Consider the following 14875-nt stretch of genomic DNA (forward strand, 5'->3'; position numbering starts at 1 on the left):
CAGGCCGGAAAGAGATAAAGCAATGGCATACGCACATCCCACTCCGATCCTCGAACTCCGCGACCTCTGCGTGGAATTCGACACGATGGCGGGGCTCGTTCAGGGGCTCCGCGGGGTTTCGCTGTCCCTCATGCCGGGGGAGACGCTCGCGCTGGTCGGGGAAAGCGGCTCCGGCAAGAGCGTCACCGCACAGGCGATCATGGGCCTGATCGGGCTTCCGGGGCGCATCGCCTCGGGCGACATCCTGTGGAAGGGGCAGTCGCTCCTGACCGCCGAGGGACGAAGGACCGCGCAAAGGCTGCGGGGCAAGTCGCTGTCGATGGTGTTCCAGGACCCGATGACCTCGCTCAACCCGCTGATGACGATCGGCGCCCATCTCGTCGAGGTGCTGCGCCGGCACATGAAACTGTCGAAGGCCGCCGCCTTCGCGCGCGGGGTCGAGTTGCTCGATGCCGTCGGCATCACCGAGCCGCGCCGCCGCATGGGACAGTATCCGCACGAATTCTCCGGCGGGATGCGCCAGCGGGTGATGATCGCCCTCGCCATCGCCTGCGAGCCGGAGCTGCTGATCGCGGACGAGCCGACCACCGCGCTCGACGTGACGATCCAGGCGCAGGTGCTCGATCTTCTGGCCGATCTCCAGACATCCATGGGGCTGTCGATCCTGCTCATCACCCATGACCTCGGCATCGTCGCGGGCCTGTGCGAAAAGGTGGCGGTGATGTATGCCGGATCCATCGTCGAGGCGGGCACGGCGCGGACGGTCTTCGGACAGGCCGAACATCCCTATACCCAGGGGCTCATCCGCTCGACCCCGCGGCTCGACGACCGGCGCGAGCGGCTCGTCGCCATCGACGGGGCGCCGCCGAGCCTGCTCGACCCGCCGAAGGGCTGCGCCTTCCAGTCGCGCTGCCCGGTGGCCTCGCGCAAATGCGACACCACGCCCGTGCGGCAACGGACGCCCGAGGGCGGATCGGTCTCCTGCTGGACACCGGCGGTCCCGGCATGGTCGGAACCGGCACCGGAGGCGCGGGCGCGATGACCGACCTGTCCAACCGTTTCGCCACCGCGCGCGCCGTCGCGCCGCAGCAGCCCCTCCTGTCGGTGCGGGGGCTCGGCGTCACCTTCGAGGGCGGGCGCGAGGGGCTCTGGGGCCCGCCGCACAAGGTGCCGGCGCTCGAGAACATCACCTTCGACCTCGACCGCGGCCGGACGCTCGGGCTGGTGGGCGAATCCGGCTCCGGCAAATCGACGCTGGGCCGCGCCATCCTGCGGCGCCTGCCGCTGTCGGAGGGGCGGGTGATCTTCGACGGCAAGGATATCTCCCATGTGAAGGGCGAGGCGCTGCGCCGCCTCACCCGCGACATCCAGCTCATCTTCCAGGATCCCTATACCAGCCTCAATCCGCGCATGAAGGTGCTCGAACTCGTGGCCGAGCCGCTTCTGGTGCATGGCCTCGTGTCCTCGCTCGAGGAGGCGCGCGACCAGGTGGGCGAGCTCCTGCGCCTCGTGAACCTGCCGCCAGAGGCGCTCGACCGCTTCCCGCACGGCTTCTCCGGCGGGCAGCGGCAGCGGATCGGCATCGCCAGGGCGCTCGCGCTCCGGCCGCGGCTGATCATCGCCGACGAGCCGGTCTCCGCGCTCGACGTCTCGGTGCGCGCGCAGGTGGTCAACCTGATGCAGGATCTCCAGCAGGAGCTGGGGCTGACCTATGTCTTCATCGCCCACGACCTCTCCGTCGTGCGCCATATCTCCCACGAGATCGCGATCCTGCACCGCGGCCGCATGGTGGAGATGGCCGGGCGGGACGCGATCTACGACGCGCCGGAGCATCCCTATACCCGGATCCTGCTATCCGCCGTGCCGGAACCCGATCCCGCGCTGCGGCGCAACGGCGGCAACGCCCCGCAGGCGCATCGCCCGCCGGTGCTGAACGAGGAGGGGCCGGGCTGCCGCTACCGCGACTGCTGCGAAAAGGCGGGCGGCCATTGCCAGCGGGAGGCGCCCCCCTTCGCCAGGCACGGCGGCGGGCGCTGGGCCTCCTGCTGGCACGTCTCCACCGACTGAGCGGAGGGGGCGCTGAGCCGGGCCCCCGTCTTCGCCGGGCTCAGCGCAAAAGCGCCGTGCCGTCCTTGCGCGGGTCCGATCCCGCGACGAGCCCGCCGTCCGGCGCGCGCATCACGATCTGCGCGCCGCCGAAATCGCTGCGCCCGCCAAGCTCCCCCGCGCCCGTCGCCTCCTCGAACCCCGCCGCGGCGAGCGCGGCCGCGAAGGCCGGGTCGCTGCCGGGTTCGAGCGCGATCCGCCGGTCGTCCTCCAGCCGCCAGCGTGGCGCGTCGATTGCCGCCTGCACCTCCTGTCCCCAGGCGGCGAGGCGCAGCATCATCTGGACATGGCCCTGCGGCTGCATCAGCCCGCCGACCACGCCGAAGACGGCGTGGAACCTGCCGTCCTTCAGTGCCGCCGCCGGGATCACCGTGTGATAGGGCCGCCTGCCGCCCGCCACGCCGTTGATGTGGCCGGGGGCGGAAAACCCGTGCCCCCGGTTTTGCAGGCAGATGCCCAGTTCGGGCACGCCGATCCCGGAGCCGAACCGCTTGAACACGCTGCTCATCAGCGTGACGGCAAACCCGTCGCGATCCACGACGGCGGTGCAGACCGTGTTGCCGGAGGGATCGGCCACGGTGTCGCGCGCATATCTCATGCCGTCCCGCGTGGCCTTCACCACCTCGACCATCGTGTGCGGATCCGCCATCGGCAGGGGCAGGGGATCGAGGGTTTCGAGCGCCTTCAGAACGCCGGTGCCATGGGTGTTGGGCGGGCATTCGAGCACCTCGATGCCCTTGAACCGCTGCCGCAGGGGGCGGTCGAAAAATCCCGCATGGGCGGCGAGATCCCCGGCGGTGAGCAGGGCGCCCCGCGCCTTCGCCGCCCGTTCGACCGCGGCGGCGGCGGGGCCGGCATAGAAGGCGTCCGGCCCCTCCGTGGCAATGGCCTCCAGAAGGCCGGCCAGCGCCGGGTTGGCAAAGCGCGCGCCGGCCTCCGGGATCGCATCGCCGCTGTAGATGGCGTTGGAGGCGGGATCGCTGCGGATGACGCCCGCGAAGATCTGCCATTCCCGCGCGCAGACCGGCGCCACCGCAAAACCCTCCCGCGCGAGGCGGATCGCGGGGGCGAGAAGATCGGCAAGGGGCAGGCGGCCGAAGCGGCCGTGCAGGTCCGCCCAGCCGCGCGCGAGCCCCGGCACGGTGACGGAATAGGGGTGGCGTTCCGGGATCGTCCCTCCGGGCAGATCCGCGACATGGTCCGGCGAGAGCGCGCTCGGGCTCCGGCCGGTGCCGTTATAGGTGAGGGGCGGCGCGCCCGGCGGCAGCAGCATCGCGAGGCTGTCGCCGCCGAGCCCGGTGGCCATGGGCTCGACCACGCCGAGGATCGCATCCGCCGCGATCGCCGCGTCCACGGCGGTTCCGCCGCGCGCGAGCATGTCCATGGCGGCCTGCGCCGCGAGGGGATGGCCGGTCGCGACCGCTTCCGTCGCGGCGGCGGAGGAGTGCGGGGCAGGGGTGTCGCTCGTCGCCATATGCGTCCTCTCGTGGAGACTCCGTCGGGCCGAGTCCCCGATCGGGATGCGAAATATCTGTATTCTGTATTTCTAGATGAGATGGAAAATTTTGCAACATCCAATAAAATATCAATAAAACAAAGATATAACGAAAAACCTCGAAAGACGGCCTTCTGCAAATAAGATCTGGACCCGTAATTTTGTATACAGTATGGTGATTTTGAGGCCCAAAGACTCTCGCAGTCCCCTCACGCCGACAGGGTCTCTGACAGACGCAAAACCAAAGACGCATTCCCAACACGGAGACGGAAATGGACAAGGTCCTGAATCCCGACGAACTACGCACCGCCCTCGAGACCGCCATCCGGGGCAATACCGCCAACGCATCGCCGTTCAGCCTTGCCTGGGCGCGCGGGAAGCTGTCGCGCGAGCATCTCGCGCGCTGGACGGAAAACCACTACCATTACGTCGGCCCCTTTGCCGAATATCTCGCCTATGTCTACGCGCGCCTGCCCGCCGAATACGAGGAGGCGAAGGACTTCATGCTCCAGAACATGTATGAGGAGGAGCTTGCCGCCGATCGTCATACCGACCTGCTGATCCGCTTCGGCGAGGCCTGCGGCACCACCCGCGCGCGGATCATCGACCCCGACAACATGAACCCGACGACCCGCGGCCTCCAGGCCTGGTGCTACAATGTCGCGATGCGCGAGGATCCGATCGTCGCCATCGCCGGGCTCGTGGTCGGTCTCGAAAGCCAGGTGCCGTCGATCTACCGCAAGCAGACGCCGACGCTGCGCGAGCAATACGGGTTCACCGACGAGGAGGTCGAATTCTTCGACCTGCATATCGTGTCCGACGAGATCCACGGCGAACGCGGCTACCAGATCGTCCTCGAACATGCCCGGACCTACGAGCTTCAGCAGAAATGCCTGAAGATCTGCGAGATCGGGGCGCAGATGCGCCTGCTCTACACCACCTCGCTCTATAACGATTACGTCGGTTCCGAGATCCCGCTCGCCGAGCTGGGTCTGGCCGCCTGATCCATGCCGCAGGAGGGCGGGGCCGCGTCCGCGTCCTCCGAGGCCGGAAATCTCATGCCGAAAGTCATATTGCACAAGGGCGGTGAGGTGTTCGAGGGCGAGGTCGATCCCAACACCAACCTGGTCGTGCGCGCGGGGATCAAGAAATTCCCCTTCCCCAATCTCGCCTACAAGTGCGGCATGGGGAAATGCTCGACCTGCACCTGCCGGATCCTCCGGGGCGGCGACCATCTCGAGGCGCCGAACTGGAAGGAAAAACGCCAGTTGGGCGAGAAGCTCGAAGAGGGCTATCGCCTCGCCTGCCAGCTCTGGGTCTCCGAGGACATCGAGCTGACGCAGGACCTGTGACCCGCGGGGGCCGCCGTGTCCGGCGCCCCCACATCATTCAATCCGAGGGATCTCCCATGTATGTCATCCTGACCACGAAACCCGATGAATTCCATACCGTGATGGAAGACGGCGTCACCTCCGTCGAATCCTACGACTACATCTTCTACGGCCGCAAGCGCGCGAATTTCACCATCGCGCAGATCGACGGGGCGGAGCGGATCACCATCGTCGAGGACACGCCGCCCAACATCGTCAACAAGGTGCCGAGCAAGCTGTTCGAGAGCTTCGGGACGCTCGAGGAGGCGCGCGCCGAACTCGACACGCTCACCCATTACGGCAGCATGGACATCGAGTTGCGCCTCGTCTGAGGCGCACCTGCCGCGCCGCCGCCTGACAGTCAGAAGAAACGCACACCGGGCCATGGACAAGATCAGCATCACCTTCATTCCGAACGGGAACAAGACCGTCTCCGTCGATCCGGGCAGCAACCTGCTGCGTGCCTCGCTGCGCGAAAAGGGCGGGATCCCCTTCAGGTGCGGCGGCGGATTTTGCGGCACCTGCCGCTGCCGGATCGTCGAGGGACGGGAACATGCCGATGACGTGAAGGCCAAGGAACGCAGGCATCTCAGCGAGGAGGATGTGGCGAACGGCTTCCGCATGGCCTGCCAGACCTTCGTCAACGGCGATGTGAAGATCTCCTGGGGCTGACGCCGCCGCCCGGTCCCAGGACCACGCAGAGAGGGGCCCGCGCGCCTTCGGACAAGGAACAGTCATGTCTTATCTCAATTTCATCGGCGGGGAATGGATCCCCGCCCTCTCCGGCGACACGTTCGAGAACCGCAATCCTGCGGACCGGAGCGATCTCATCGGACTGTTTCCCGACGGGGGCGCGGCCGATGTGGCCGCCGCGGTCGACACCGTCTCGGCCGCCTGGCCGGACTGGGCAGCCAGGGGGCCGGAGGCGCGCGCCGACGTGCTCTACAAGGCCGCCGACATCATCTCGGAGCGGATCGGCCCCATCGCCGCGGAACTGACGCGCGAGGAGGGCAAGACCCTGACGGAGGCACGCAACGAGACCGGCCGGATCGCCGCGAACTTCCGCTTCTACGCCGGGGAGGCGCTGCGGCTGAGGGGGGAGACCTATCCGATGCCAGAGGGGCAGGTCGCGCTCAGCCTGCGCGAGCCCGTGGGCGTCGTGGCGGTGATCACGCCGTGGAACTTCCCGCTGTCCATGGCCGCGCGCAAGATCGCGCCGGCCCTCGCCGCGGGCAACGGGGTGATCTTCAAGCCGTCGGAGATGACGCCGCTGATGGGCCAGCGCCTGGTCGAGGTGCTGCTCGATGCGGGTCTGCCGCAGGGGCTTCTGGCGCTGATCCAGGGGCGCGGGCCGGGCGTGGGCAAGGCGATCACCGCGACGCCGGGCATCGACGCGCTGACCTTCACCGGGTCCTATGCCGTCGGCGCGCAGATCGCGAAGGCGCTGACGACCGACACGCGCTGCCAGCTCGAGATGGGGGGCAAGAACGCGACCATCGTGCTCGACGACGCCGATCTCGACCGCGCCGCCGCGATCATCCGGCGCGGCGCCTTCGGCCTGACGGGGCAGGCCTGCACCGGCACGAGCCGGGTGCTGGTCGCGCGCCGGCATTACGCCGCCCTGGTCGACAGGCTCACCGCCGCCGCCGAGGGCATCGCCATCGGCGCGGGCACGCGGGAGGGGATCGACATGGGGCCGCTCGCCACCGGGGCGCAGCTCGAGAAGGTGAAGGCCTATCTCGGCATCGCCGCGCAGGAGGGCGGGCGCATCACCACGGGCGGGGTGCCGGACGCCTCGGACGCGCCCGGCGACGGCTTCTTCGTGCGCCCGACCGTGGTCTCGGATCTGCCCGCCGACAGCCGGCTCCTGCGCGACGAGATCTTCGCGCCGGTCGTGGCGGTGCGGGCGGTGGAGGATGTCGACGAGGCCATCGCCATCGCCGACGACACGGAATACGGGCTCGCGGTCTCGGTCGTCTCCAACGATCTCGCGGCGGTGCTCAGGCTGGCCGGAAAGACCCGGCACGGGGTCGTGAAGGTCAACAGCCCCACCACCGGCGTCGCGCTCAACGCGCCGTTCGGCGGGTTCAAGCATTCCTCGAACCAGAGCGCGAAGGAACAGGGCGGGGCGAATGTCATGGATTTCTACAGTCGCATCAAGAGCGTCTACCTGGGGGGCTGAATGGATTTCGTGCACGATCTGATCGGCGGCGAGCTTCTGACCGTCCACTTCCTCGGCATGATCGCGATGATCTTCGTCGCGGCGGTGCTCCAGGGGGTCGGGGGGCTCGGCTTTGCCATGTTCTCCGCGCCGCTTTCGGCGCTGTTCTTTCCCGAACTCGCGCCGGGCCCGCTGCTCGTGCTCGGGGGCTGCCTGTCGGTCATGGTGGTGCTGCGCGAGCGCTCCGCCATCGACTTCCGCTCCGCCGGCTCGATGATCTCGGGGCGGGTGATCGGCAATTTCATCGCCGTGTTGGTCATGGCGATGCTGAGCCCGAGCAGCTTCTACGTGCTGTTCTCGGCGCTGATCCTCTTCGGCGTGGCGCTGAGTTACAGCGGCTGGCGTATCGTGGCGAACTGGCGCACCCTCGGGGCGGCGGGGGTCATGTCCGGGGTGATGGGCACGATCACCTCCTCCGGCGCGCCGCCCTATGCGATCGTGATGCAGAACGCGCCGCCGGCAACCCTGCGCTCGACGCTCAACTTCACCTTCTTCTTCGGGGCGACCACCTCGCTCGTGCTGCTGGCGGCCATCGGGCGGTTCGAGCTGCGCCAGCTCCTGCTGGGGCTGCTGCTCTTTCCCGCGCTGCTGCTCGGCTTCACGGTTTCCACCCGCATCGCGCGGCATGTGCCGAATGGTGCGATCCGGCATTTCCTGCTCGGCCTTTCGGCGCTGAGCGCCTTCGGCCTGCTCCTGCGCGCGGCGCTCTGAGCCCGCCGGTCAGCCGGCCTGACCGGCCGCCGCGGGCTCCTCGATCGCCTCCACGGAATTGTAGACATGGCGCGAGGCGAGCAGGGAGGCCAGCTCCTCGTCCCCCGAAATCACGGCGCGCAGGATCTCGGCATGTTCGCGCCAGCTCTCGCGCACCTTCACCGGATCGTCCTGCTTGAACAGCATCGCGGTCTGGTCGCGCAGCGTTCGGATCAGGTCCTGGAGCGTCGCATTGCCCGACACCTGCCCGAGCGCGGTATGGAAGGCGTCGTTATGGGCGCGGATCTCGCTGAAATCGCCCTTCTCGATATCGGCCTCGCCGGCGGCGAGAACCCGTTGCAGCTCCGCGATCCGCTCGGGATCCTTGCGGCGCGCGGCGAGCTTGGCGTTCAGCGCCTCGAGCGTGGCGCGCACCTCGATGAGATCCATCTTCTGATCGGCCGCGGGCAGCGACACGGTGGCCCCGCGGCGCGGAATGATCTTGACCAGCCCCTCGGCCGCCAGTTCGCGCAGCGCCTCGCGCACGGGCATGCGCGACACGCCCATCTCCTCGGAGATCCGCCCCTCGACGAGGCGCGTGCCGGGTTCGAATTCCGCATTGAGAATCCGCTGCCTGAGCGCATCCTTGACCATTTTCGTCAAAGGTGTGTGTGCATCGCCGATTGCCAGAGTCATTGCCTGTCCTGTCCGTATGTCCTGTCACGTGCGTCGCGCAGCTCCCGGCGGGCGCCACATGCTCTTTCGTTCTGTATACCAGAGCGCGGCGAGATTTGCCAAGCGTCCAGCCGGGCCCGCGCGCACGGGGGTGGCCTTGCAGGAGATTCGCCGGGAACTTCCCGGTGTCCGCCGCGCCTGTGCCCCGGTGCCGGCTGCGGACCGCGCGACAGAGGGGGCGATTTCATATTCTGTATACTAAAATTTATGCAAAAGACAGGGAATACGATATTTCTCCGCGGAATTCGCCGATATTTCCGAGCTGCACCTTTTGTTTGCGGAATAACGGTATACAAAAAGGAAAGAGAAACCGCACAAGCTGAAAGACGGACCATTGAGAACAGTTCTTCGACTGCAAACCGGAGAGGCGCGCGCGATGATCGCCGCCGCCGTGGAAAAATCCAGGGAAATCGGTGTCCTGGAGACCATATGTATCGCGGATGACGGGGGATTCCCGATCCTGATCGAGCGGATGGACGGGGCGCGGGTCACCGGGCCGCAGATCTCCTGGAACAAGGCCTTCACCGCCGCGACCCACAAGCGGTCCACCCATCTTTTCAACAAGGCGCCGGACGGGCCGGCGCTGCCCGGCAACGAGGCATTTGGTATTCAATTGTCCTTCGAGGGGAAATTCGCCGTCTTCGTCGGCGGCTTCCCGATCGTCGTGGACGGCGAGGTGGTCGGCGGGGTCGGCCTGTCGGGCGGCAATGGCGAACAGGACACGGCCGCGGGTGTCGCGGCCCTTCAGGCGCTGGCCGATCTGCTCGGACCGCAGGGTCACGAGGTGATCGTCGCGGCGGACATCAAGAAGTGAGGCAGCCATGACGATCATCCGTGCCCTTCACAAGCTGGACGGGGCGACGTCCCGCGGCGCGCCGGTCCCGGCCGCGCAGGTCACCCTGGCCGAGACCGGGGAAAGCTTTGCCGTCGAGCCCCACGAGACCCTGCTCGCCGCGGCGCTGAACGCCGGGGTGGACCTCGCCCATGACTGCAAGAGCGGCTATTGCGGAAGCTGCCGGATCCGGGTGCTCGAGGGCGAGATCGCCTATGACGAGGAGCCCGCGGGCCTGAGCGGGGAGGAGCGCGGCTGCGGCTTTGCGCTCGCCTGCCAGGCGCGGGTCCGGATGGCGCTCCGCATCGAGGCGGAGCGCATGCCGGCGGACCGGCCGGAGCCCGCCGGGATCGCCGCGCGGGTCGTGGCGGCGGAGCGGGTCTGCGGCGACATCACCCGCCTCCGCCTCGCACCGGAGGGGGGAATGCCCGCCTTCCTGCCGGGTCAGTATCTCGACCTGGTGACGGAAACCGGCGCGACGCGCTCCTTTTCCATCGCCTCGGCCCCCGCCCAGGGGGAGATCGAGCTGCATATCCGCAGGATCCCCGGCGGAATGGTCACTTCGGGCCTGCTGCCGGAGGTGAGGCCGGGGGATCCGGTCCGGCTTCACGGCCCGCACGGGCTGTTCCGCCTGCATCCCGGCGATTTCCGCCCGCTGCTCTTCGTCGCCACCGGGACCGGCATCGCGCCGATCCGGGCGATGCTCGCGGCGCTGCGGGACGATCCCGACTGCCCGCCCGTCGCGCTCTACTGGGGCATGCGGGAGGAAAGCGAGCTCTACCTCGCCGCGGAGATCGCCGAGATCGGCGCCGCGCTCGAGGCGTTTTCCTTCGTCCCGGTGCTGTCGCGGGCGGACGCGGGATGGACCGGCCGGAGGGGCCATGTGCAGGAGGCCGTGCTGGCGGATCTGTCCGACCTGCCGGACCACGCCATCTATCTCTGCGGCTCGCCGGCCATGATCGCGGAGGCGCGGACCCGCTTCCTCGAGGCCGGGGCGAGCGCCAATCACATCTACGCCGATTGCTTCCATTTCGCCCATAACCTCTGACCCCGCCGCCGCCTGCGCGCGCCGGTTCGCAACCAGAAGGAGGCCGGGCATGTTCCTGTCCCTGTTCGGATATTTCCGCTGGAGTTTTCTCGTCACCCTCGCCGGTGTCGCGCTCTGCGCCTGGCTCGGCTGGGCCACGACCGGGCAGGTGCGCGGCACGGTCGCCTTTGCCGCGATCGGACTGATCCTGTCGGCGCTGGAGATCTCCCTCAGCTTCGACAACGCCATCGTGAACGCCAACAAGCTGCGGGCGATGGACGAGAAATGGCGCCGCCGCTTCCTCACCTGGGGCATCCTGATCGCGGTCTTCGGCATGCGGATCGTCTTCCCCCTCGCGGTGGTCTCCGTCGCCGCGCGGATCGGGCCGCTGGAGGCGGTGCGCCTCGCCGCGACCGAGCCCGCGCGCTACGCGCACCTGATCGCGGAGGCGCATCTGCCGATCTCCGCCTTCGGCGGCACCTTCCTGATGATGGTCGCGCTGAACTACTTCATCGACCCGGAGAAGGAGGTCGACTGGCTGCGCCCGCTGGAGGACCTGCTGCGGCGCTGGGCCTCGGTGCGGGGCCTCGCCACCGGGCTCGTCCTCGGCGTCGTCCTGGTCTTTTCCGGCCTGCTCGACACCGGCGCGCGGGCGACCTTCCTCTTCGCCGCCGTCGCGGGGCTCGTGACCCATATCGCCGTGGAAACGCTCGGACATCTGCTCGACAGCGGCCCGTCGCTCGCCGCGGGCGGGTTCGGCGCCTTCCTCTATCTCGAGGTGCTGGACGCCTCCTTCAGCTTCGACGGGGTGATCGGCGCCTTCGCGCTGACGCAGAACCTGTTCCTGATCGTGATCGGCCTCGGCATCGGCGCCATGTACGTGCGGTCGATGACGGTGATGCTCGTGGAACGGCGCACGCTGGCGCAGTTCCGCTATCTCGAGCACGGGGCCTTCTATTCCATCCTCGTTCTCTCCTGCGTGATGTTCGCCCAGGGCCTCGTGCATGTTCCCGAACTCGCCACCGGCCTGATCGGCGTGACCTTCATCGCGCTCTCGCTGGTCTCCTCGCTGCGCTACAACAGGCGGCGCAGCCGGACTTCGGGCGCGGCCCGGACCGCCTGACTGCGGGCGAGGGGGGAGGGGCGCGCGGGGACTTAAACGAATCTTCATTCCTTGGGGGGCATTAATGGATGCGAGCGGGCCGCGATGGGCCTGCCGCAACCCGTCAATCGCCCGTGACCGATGCCGGACAATCACCCGTGCCGGACATCGCCAGGAGGAGTGAAATGAACTTTTTCCGCAGGATCAGGCTGGCGCGAAAACTGCCGGCCATCATGATCGGCCTGACCGCCGCGTCGATTCTCGTCGCGAATCTCATGTCCTATCGAAGCGCATCCGGTCTCCTCCTCGCGGAGGCGGAGCAGGCGCTCGCGACCGTCGCGGAGGCGCGCAAGCTCGAGCTCGGGGCCTGGCTCGACGGCGTCGACGTCGATCTGCGCAGCCAGGCGCACAACCCGACCATGCTGTCGGCGCTGCGCGGCTTCGGCGAGGCCTGGAAGGGGATCGGGGAGTCGCCATCCGCCTATCTGAGGACATGGTATATCGACGACAACCCCAACCCGGCGGACCGCCGTCACGATCTCGAATATGCCGCGGACGGCTCGGCCTACAGCCAGGTGCACAAGCTCTATCACGGCTATTTCCGCGAACTCGTCGACGAAAAGGGCTATGACGACGTCTTCGTCTTCTCCCCCGCCGGGGACCTGCTCTACTCCGTGTTCAAGCGCGAGGATTTCGCGACGAATTTCGTCGAGGGCACCCATGCCGACACCGGTCTCGGCCGGGCGTTCCGCCGCGCCCTCGCGGCGACGGGAACGGGCGTCGTCTTCGAGGATTTCACCCGCTACGGCCCCTTCTCGGACGCGCCGGCGGCCTTCCTTGCCGCGCCGGTCACCGATCGCGGCGGCGTGGTGCAGGGCGTGATCGCCTTCCAGATGCCGGCCAGCCGGATCGACGCGATCACCACCCGCCCGACCGGCCTCGGGCGCACCGGCGACGCCTATCTTCTGGGGGAGGATTTCCTGCTGCGCTCCCGCCGCATCCACGGCAGCGCCGAGGAGACGCTGCGGCTCGACCACGACACGCCCGCCGCACGGGCGGCGATTTCCGGCCGCTCCGGCGTCCTGCGCGAAACGGGGGAGGCGGAGGGCACGCGGGACGACCGCCTCTCCGCCTATTTCCCGGTCGACTACCAGGACGTGCGCTGGGGCCTGATCGCGGACCAGTCGATCGGGGAGATCCTCGAACCCGCGACCCGGCTCTCGCGAACGATGATCTGGCAGGGCGTGCTGATGACCGCGATCGCGGCCATGCTTGGCCTTGCCATCGCGCGCACCGTTTCCGGGCCGCTGAGCCGGGTGGAGCGCGCGATGCGCGCGGTCGCGGAAGGAGACTATGCGATCGACGTGCCCGGAACGGAGCGCGGCGACGAGATCGGGGCGATCGCCACCGCGCTCGACGATTTCCGCCGCACCCTCGGGGAGGCGGAGGCCACCTCCCGCGATGGCCTCTTCAAGAGCGCGGCCTTCGAAGGATCCTCTGCCGCACTGATGATGATCGACCGGAATTTCGTCGTCTCCTATGCGAATGTCGCGATGCACGCCCTCTTCGAACGGCACCGCCAGGTGTTCACGCGGATGTATGCGGCGTTCGACCCGGACCGGATCGTCGGCGAGAATATCGACATCTTCCACGCCACGCCCGGCCGCATCCGCAGCATGCTCGCGGATCCCGCGGGCATGCCGTTCCAGACGGACATGCGCCTGGGCGACGTCCATTTCGCCCTTTCCGTCAACGCGATCCTCGACGCGGAGGGCGAGCAGATCGGCTGCGTCATGGAATGGCAGGACGTGACCGATATCCGGACCAACGAGGCGGTGATCACGGCGCTGGACGAAAACCAGGCCAAGGTCGAGTTCGACGTGGACGGCCATGTCGTCAAGGCGAACGAGAATTTCGCGCGGCTGCGGGGCGTCCGGCCGGCGGATCTCGTCGGCCGGCACCACGAGGAGATCTTCACCTTCGATCCGAAACTCGTGGCGGAGGGCGGGCCCGTCTGGGACCGGCTCCGGACCGGATCGAGCGTCACCGGCCGGTTCGGCGTGCAGGACGGCAGCGGCACGGTCTCGACCGTCGAGGGGACGTTCAGCCCGGTGAAGGATGCCGCGGGACGGCCGTTCCGGATCATCCTGCTCGGCACGGACATCACCCGCAGCGAAGCCGCGCTCGTCGCAGCCGAACAGCAGCGCGCGCGCATGAAGGCGGAGCAGGACCAGGTCGTCGAGGGCCTCCGCGTGGGGCTCAGGACCCTCGCGGCGGGCGATCTGACGACACGGATCACCAATACCTTCGCCCCGGAATACGAGACGCTGCGCAAGGATTTCAACCAGGCGATCGAGACCCTCCTCCTCGCGATGCGCAGGGTGGTGGAAAACGCCGACATGATCCGCGGCGAAGCCTCGGAGATCTCGAACGCCGCAGACGACCTGTCGCGGCGCACCGAAAAGCAGGCCGCGACGCTCGAGGAGACCGCCACCGCGCTCGACGAGCTGACCTCGTCCGTCCGCTCGGCGGCGGAAGGGGCGGATCAGGCCAGCCGGATGGTCGAAACCGCGCGGGCCGATGCCGAAGCCTCCGGCCAGGTCGTGCAGGAGGCCGTGGCGGCGATGAGCGAGATCGAGAGCGCCTCGCACCAGATCTCGAAGATCACCTCGGTGATCGACGACATCGCCTTCCAGACGAACCTGCTCGCGCTCAATGCCGGTGTCGAGGCGGCGCGCGCCGGTGAGGCGGGGCGGGGCTTCGCCGTCGTGGCCTCCGAAGTGCGCGCGCTGGCGCAGCGCTCCTCGGAGGCCGCGCGGGAAATCAACGAGCTGATCTCGAAGTCCGGCGCGCTGGTGACCCGCGGGGTCGGGCTCGTGGGCGAGACCGGCGAGGCGCTGCGCGGGATCGTCTCCTCGGTGAGCGACATTTCCCGCAACGTCTCGGAGATCGCCCTCTCCGCGCGGGAGCAGTCGGTGGGCCTGGCGGAGATCAACGCCGCCGTCAACCAGCTCGACCAGGTCACGCAGCAGAATGCCGCCATGTTCGAACAGACGACCGCGGCCAGCCACGCGCTGACCCGCGAGGCGGAGACACTGACGGGAACCACATCGCGGTTTTCGATCGGGCTGGCCGCGGCACCGCGCCCCGTCGCGGCGCCCCCGGCCGTCGAGCCGCGCGCCGCGCCGGCCAGGCCGAAGCCCGCCCGTATCGCCGCCCCCGTCAGGCGGGCCGTCAACGCCGCCCCGGTCGCCGCCGAGACCTTGGCGGAAGACGATTGGGAAGACTTTTGAGCGT

At 68.3% G+C, this 14875-nt stretch carries 14 protein-coding genes; 12 read left to right on the forward strand and 2 right to left on the reverse strand.

Going from position 1 to position 14875, the window contains the following annotated elements:
- The first annotated feature begins 22 nt into the window (after nucleotides 1-22).
- Nucleotides 23-1042 carry an ABC transporter ATP-binding protein gene (locus P73_RS10915; RefSeq protein WP_043869574.1) on the forward strand — a complete coding sequence of 340 codons (1020 nt, stop codon included), beginning with the start codon at nucleotides 23-25 and terminating at the stop codon, nucleotides 1040-1042.
- Complete coding sequence (locus P73_RS10920) at nucleotides 1039-2067, forward strand: ABC transporter ATP-binding protein (protein WP_052453562.1); 1029 nt, start codon at nucleotides 1039-1041, stop codon at nucleotides 2065-2067. Before P73_RS10915 ends, P73_RS10920 begins: the two co-directional genes overlap by 4 nt.
- Nucleotides 2068-2107: 40 nt before the next feature.
- On the opposite strand, the gene P73_RS10925 is transcribed toward P73_RS10920, so the two are convergent.
- Nucleotides 2108-3580 (reverse strand): gamma-glutamyltransferase family protein, encoded by a 1473-nt coding sequence (locus P73_RS10925; RefSeq protein WP_043869575.1) that lies wholly within the window; start codon nucleotides 3578-3580, stop codon nucleotides 2108-2110.
- 293 nt (nucleotides 3581-3873) lie between these two features.
- Between P73_RS10925 and P73_RS10930 the strand changes: the two genes are divergently transcribed.
- The 6 genes from P73_RS10930 to P73_RS10955 all read left to right on the forward strand — a co-directional run bounded on the left by P73_RS10930 (nucleotide 3874) and on the right by P73_RS10955 (nucleotide 7903).
- Nucleotides 3874-4605 carry an iron-containing redox enzyme family protein gene (locus tag P73_RS10930; protein ID WP_043869576.1) on the forward strand — a complete coding sequence of 244 codons (732 nt, stop codon included), beginning with the start codon at nucleotides 3874-3876 and terminating at the stop codon, nucleotides 4603-4605.
- Nucleotides 4606-4659: 54 nt separating this feature from the next.
- Nucleotides 4660-4953: a 2Fe-2S iron-sulfur cluster-binding protein gene (locus P73_RS10935; RefSeq protein WP_043871624.1), complete on the forward strand. Its 294-nt coding sequence runs from the start codon at nucleotides 4660-4662 to the stop codon at nucleotides 4951-4953.
- Between the two features lie 56 nt (nucleotides 4954-5009).
- Nucleotides 5010-5303 carry a hypothetical protein gene (locus tag P73_RS10940; protein WP_043869577.1) on the forward strand — a complete coding sequence of 98 codons (294 nt, stop codon included), beginning with the start codon at nucleotides 5010-5012 and terminating at the stop codon, nucleotides 5301-5303.
- A gap of 52 nt (nucleotides 5304-5355) precedes the next feature.
- Complete coding sequence (locus P73_RS10945) at nucleotides 5356-5643, forward strand: 2Fe-2S iron-sulfur cluster-binding protein (RefSeq protein WP_043869578.1); 288 nt, start codon at nucleotides 5356-5358, stop codon at nucleotides 5641-5643.
- 64 nt (nucleotides 5644-5707) lie between these two features.
- Nucleotides 5708-7153, forward strand: a complete 1446-nt coding sequence (locus P73_RS10950; RefSeq protein ID WP_043869579.1) for an aldehyde dehydrogenase family protein — start codon at nucleotides 5708-5710, stop codon at nucleotides 7151-7153.
- On the forward strand, nucleotides 7154-7903 hold the full coding sequence (locus tag P73_RS10955; protein ID WP_074743204.1) for a sulfite exporter TauE/SafE family protein: 750 nt from the start codon (nucleotides 7154-7156) through the stop codon (nucleotides 7901-7903).
- Nucleotides 7904-7912: 9 nt separating this feature from the next.
- On the opposite strand, the gene P73_RS10960 is transcribed toward P73_RS10955, so the two are convergent.
- Complete coding sequence (locus tag P73_RS10960) at nucleotides 7913-8578, reverse strand: GntR family transcriptional regulator (RefSeq protein WP_052453192.1); 666 nt, start codon at nucleotides 8576-8578, stop codon at nucleotides 7913-7915.
- A gap of 373 nt (nucleotides 8579-8951) precedes the next feature.
- On the opposite strand from P73_RS10960, the gene P73_RS10965 reads away from it, so the two are divergent.
- The 4 genes from P73_RS10965 (at nucleotide 8952) to P73_RS24385 (ending at nucleotide 14871) form a co-directional block, all read left to right on the forward strand.
- Nucleotides 8952-9431, forward strand: coding sequence for a GlcG/HbpS family heme-binding protein (locus P73_RS10965; protein ID WP_043869581.1), 480 nt, complete (start codon nucleotides 8952-8954; stop codon nucleotides 9429-9431).
- Nucleotides 9432-9438: 7 nt separating this feature from the next.
- Nucleotides 9439-10497, forward strand: coding sequence for a 2Fe-2S iron-sulfur cluster-binding protein (locus tag P73_RS10970; protein WP_082033206.1), 1059 nt, complete (start codon nucleotides 9439-9441; stop codon nucleotides 10495-10497).
- Between the two features lie 49 nt (nucleotides 10498-10546).
- Nucleotides 10547-11599, forward strand: coding sequence for a DUF475 domain-containing protein (locus P73_RS10975; protein ID WP_043869582.1), 1053 nt, complete (start codon nucleotides 10547-10549; stop codon nucleotides 11597-11599).
- Between the two features lie 164 nt (nucleotides 11600-11763).
- A complete protein-coding gene (locus P73_RS24385) occupies nucleotides 11764-14871 on the forward strand; it encodes a methyl-accepting chemotaxis protein (protein ID WP_052453193.1) in 3108 nt (1035 codons plus the stop codon).
- Nucleotides 14872-14875: the final 4 nt, after the last annotated feature.

Source organism: Celeribacter indicus (assembly GCF_000819565.1).
Lineage (GTDB): Bacteria > Pseudomonadota > Alphaproteobacteria > Rhodobacterales > Rhodobacteraceae > Celeribacter > Celeribacter indicus.

Bases quoted from the DNA above. Each gene is read 5' to 3' on its own strand.
- P73_RS10915 (WP_043869574.1), top strand. From the start codon at position 23: ATGGCATACGCACATCCCACTCCGATCCTCGAACTCCGCGACCTCTGC.
- P73_RS10920 (WP_052453562.1), top strand. From the start codon at position 1,039: ATGACCGACCTGTCCAACCGTTTCGCCACCGCGCGCGCCGTCGCGCCG.
- P73_RS10925 (WP_043869575.1), bottom strand. From the start codon at position 3,580: ATGGCGACGAGCGACACCCCTGCCCCGCACTCCTCCGCCGCCGCGACG.
- P73_RS10930 (WP_043869576.1), top strand. From the start codon at position 3,874: ATGGACAAGGTCCTGAATCCCGACGAACTACGCACCGCCCTCGAGACC.
- P73_RS10935 (WP_043871624.1), top strand. From the start codon at position 4,660: ATGCCGAAAGTCATATTGCACAAGGGCGGTGAGGTGTTCGAGGGCGAG.
- P73_RS10940 (WP_043869577.1), top strand. From the start codon at position 5,010: ATGTATGTCATCCTGACCACGAAACCCGATGAATTCCATACCGTGATG.
- P73_RS10945 (WP_043869578.1), top strand. From the start codon at position 5,356: ATGGACAAGATCAGCATCACCTTCATTCCGAACGGGAACAAGACCGTC.
- P73_RS10950 (WP_043869579.1), top strand. From the start codon at position 5,708: ATGTCTTATCTCAATTTCATCGGCGGGGAATGGATCCCCGCCCTCTCC.
- P73_RS10955 (WP_074743204.1), top strand. From the start codon at position 7,154: ATGGATTTCGTGCACGATCTGATCGGCGGCGAGCTTCTGACCGTCCAC.
- P73_RS10960 (WP_052453192.1), bottom strand. From the start codon at position 8,578: ATGACTCTGGCAATCGGCGATGCACACACACCTTTGACGAAAATGGTC.
- P73_RS10970 (WP_082033206.1), top strand. From the start codon at position 9,439: ATGACGATCATCCGTGCCCTTCACAAGCTGGACGGGGCGACGTCCCGC.
- P73_RS10975 (WP_043869582.1), top strand. From the start codon at position 10,547: ATGTTCCTGTCCCTGTTCGGATATTTCCGCTGGAGTTTTCTCGTCACC.
- P73_RS24385 (WP_052453193.1), top strand. From the start codon at position 11,764: ATGAACTTTTTCCGCAGGATCAGGCTGGCGCGAAAACTGCCGGCCATC.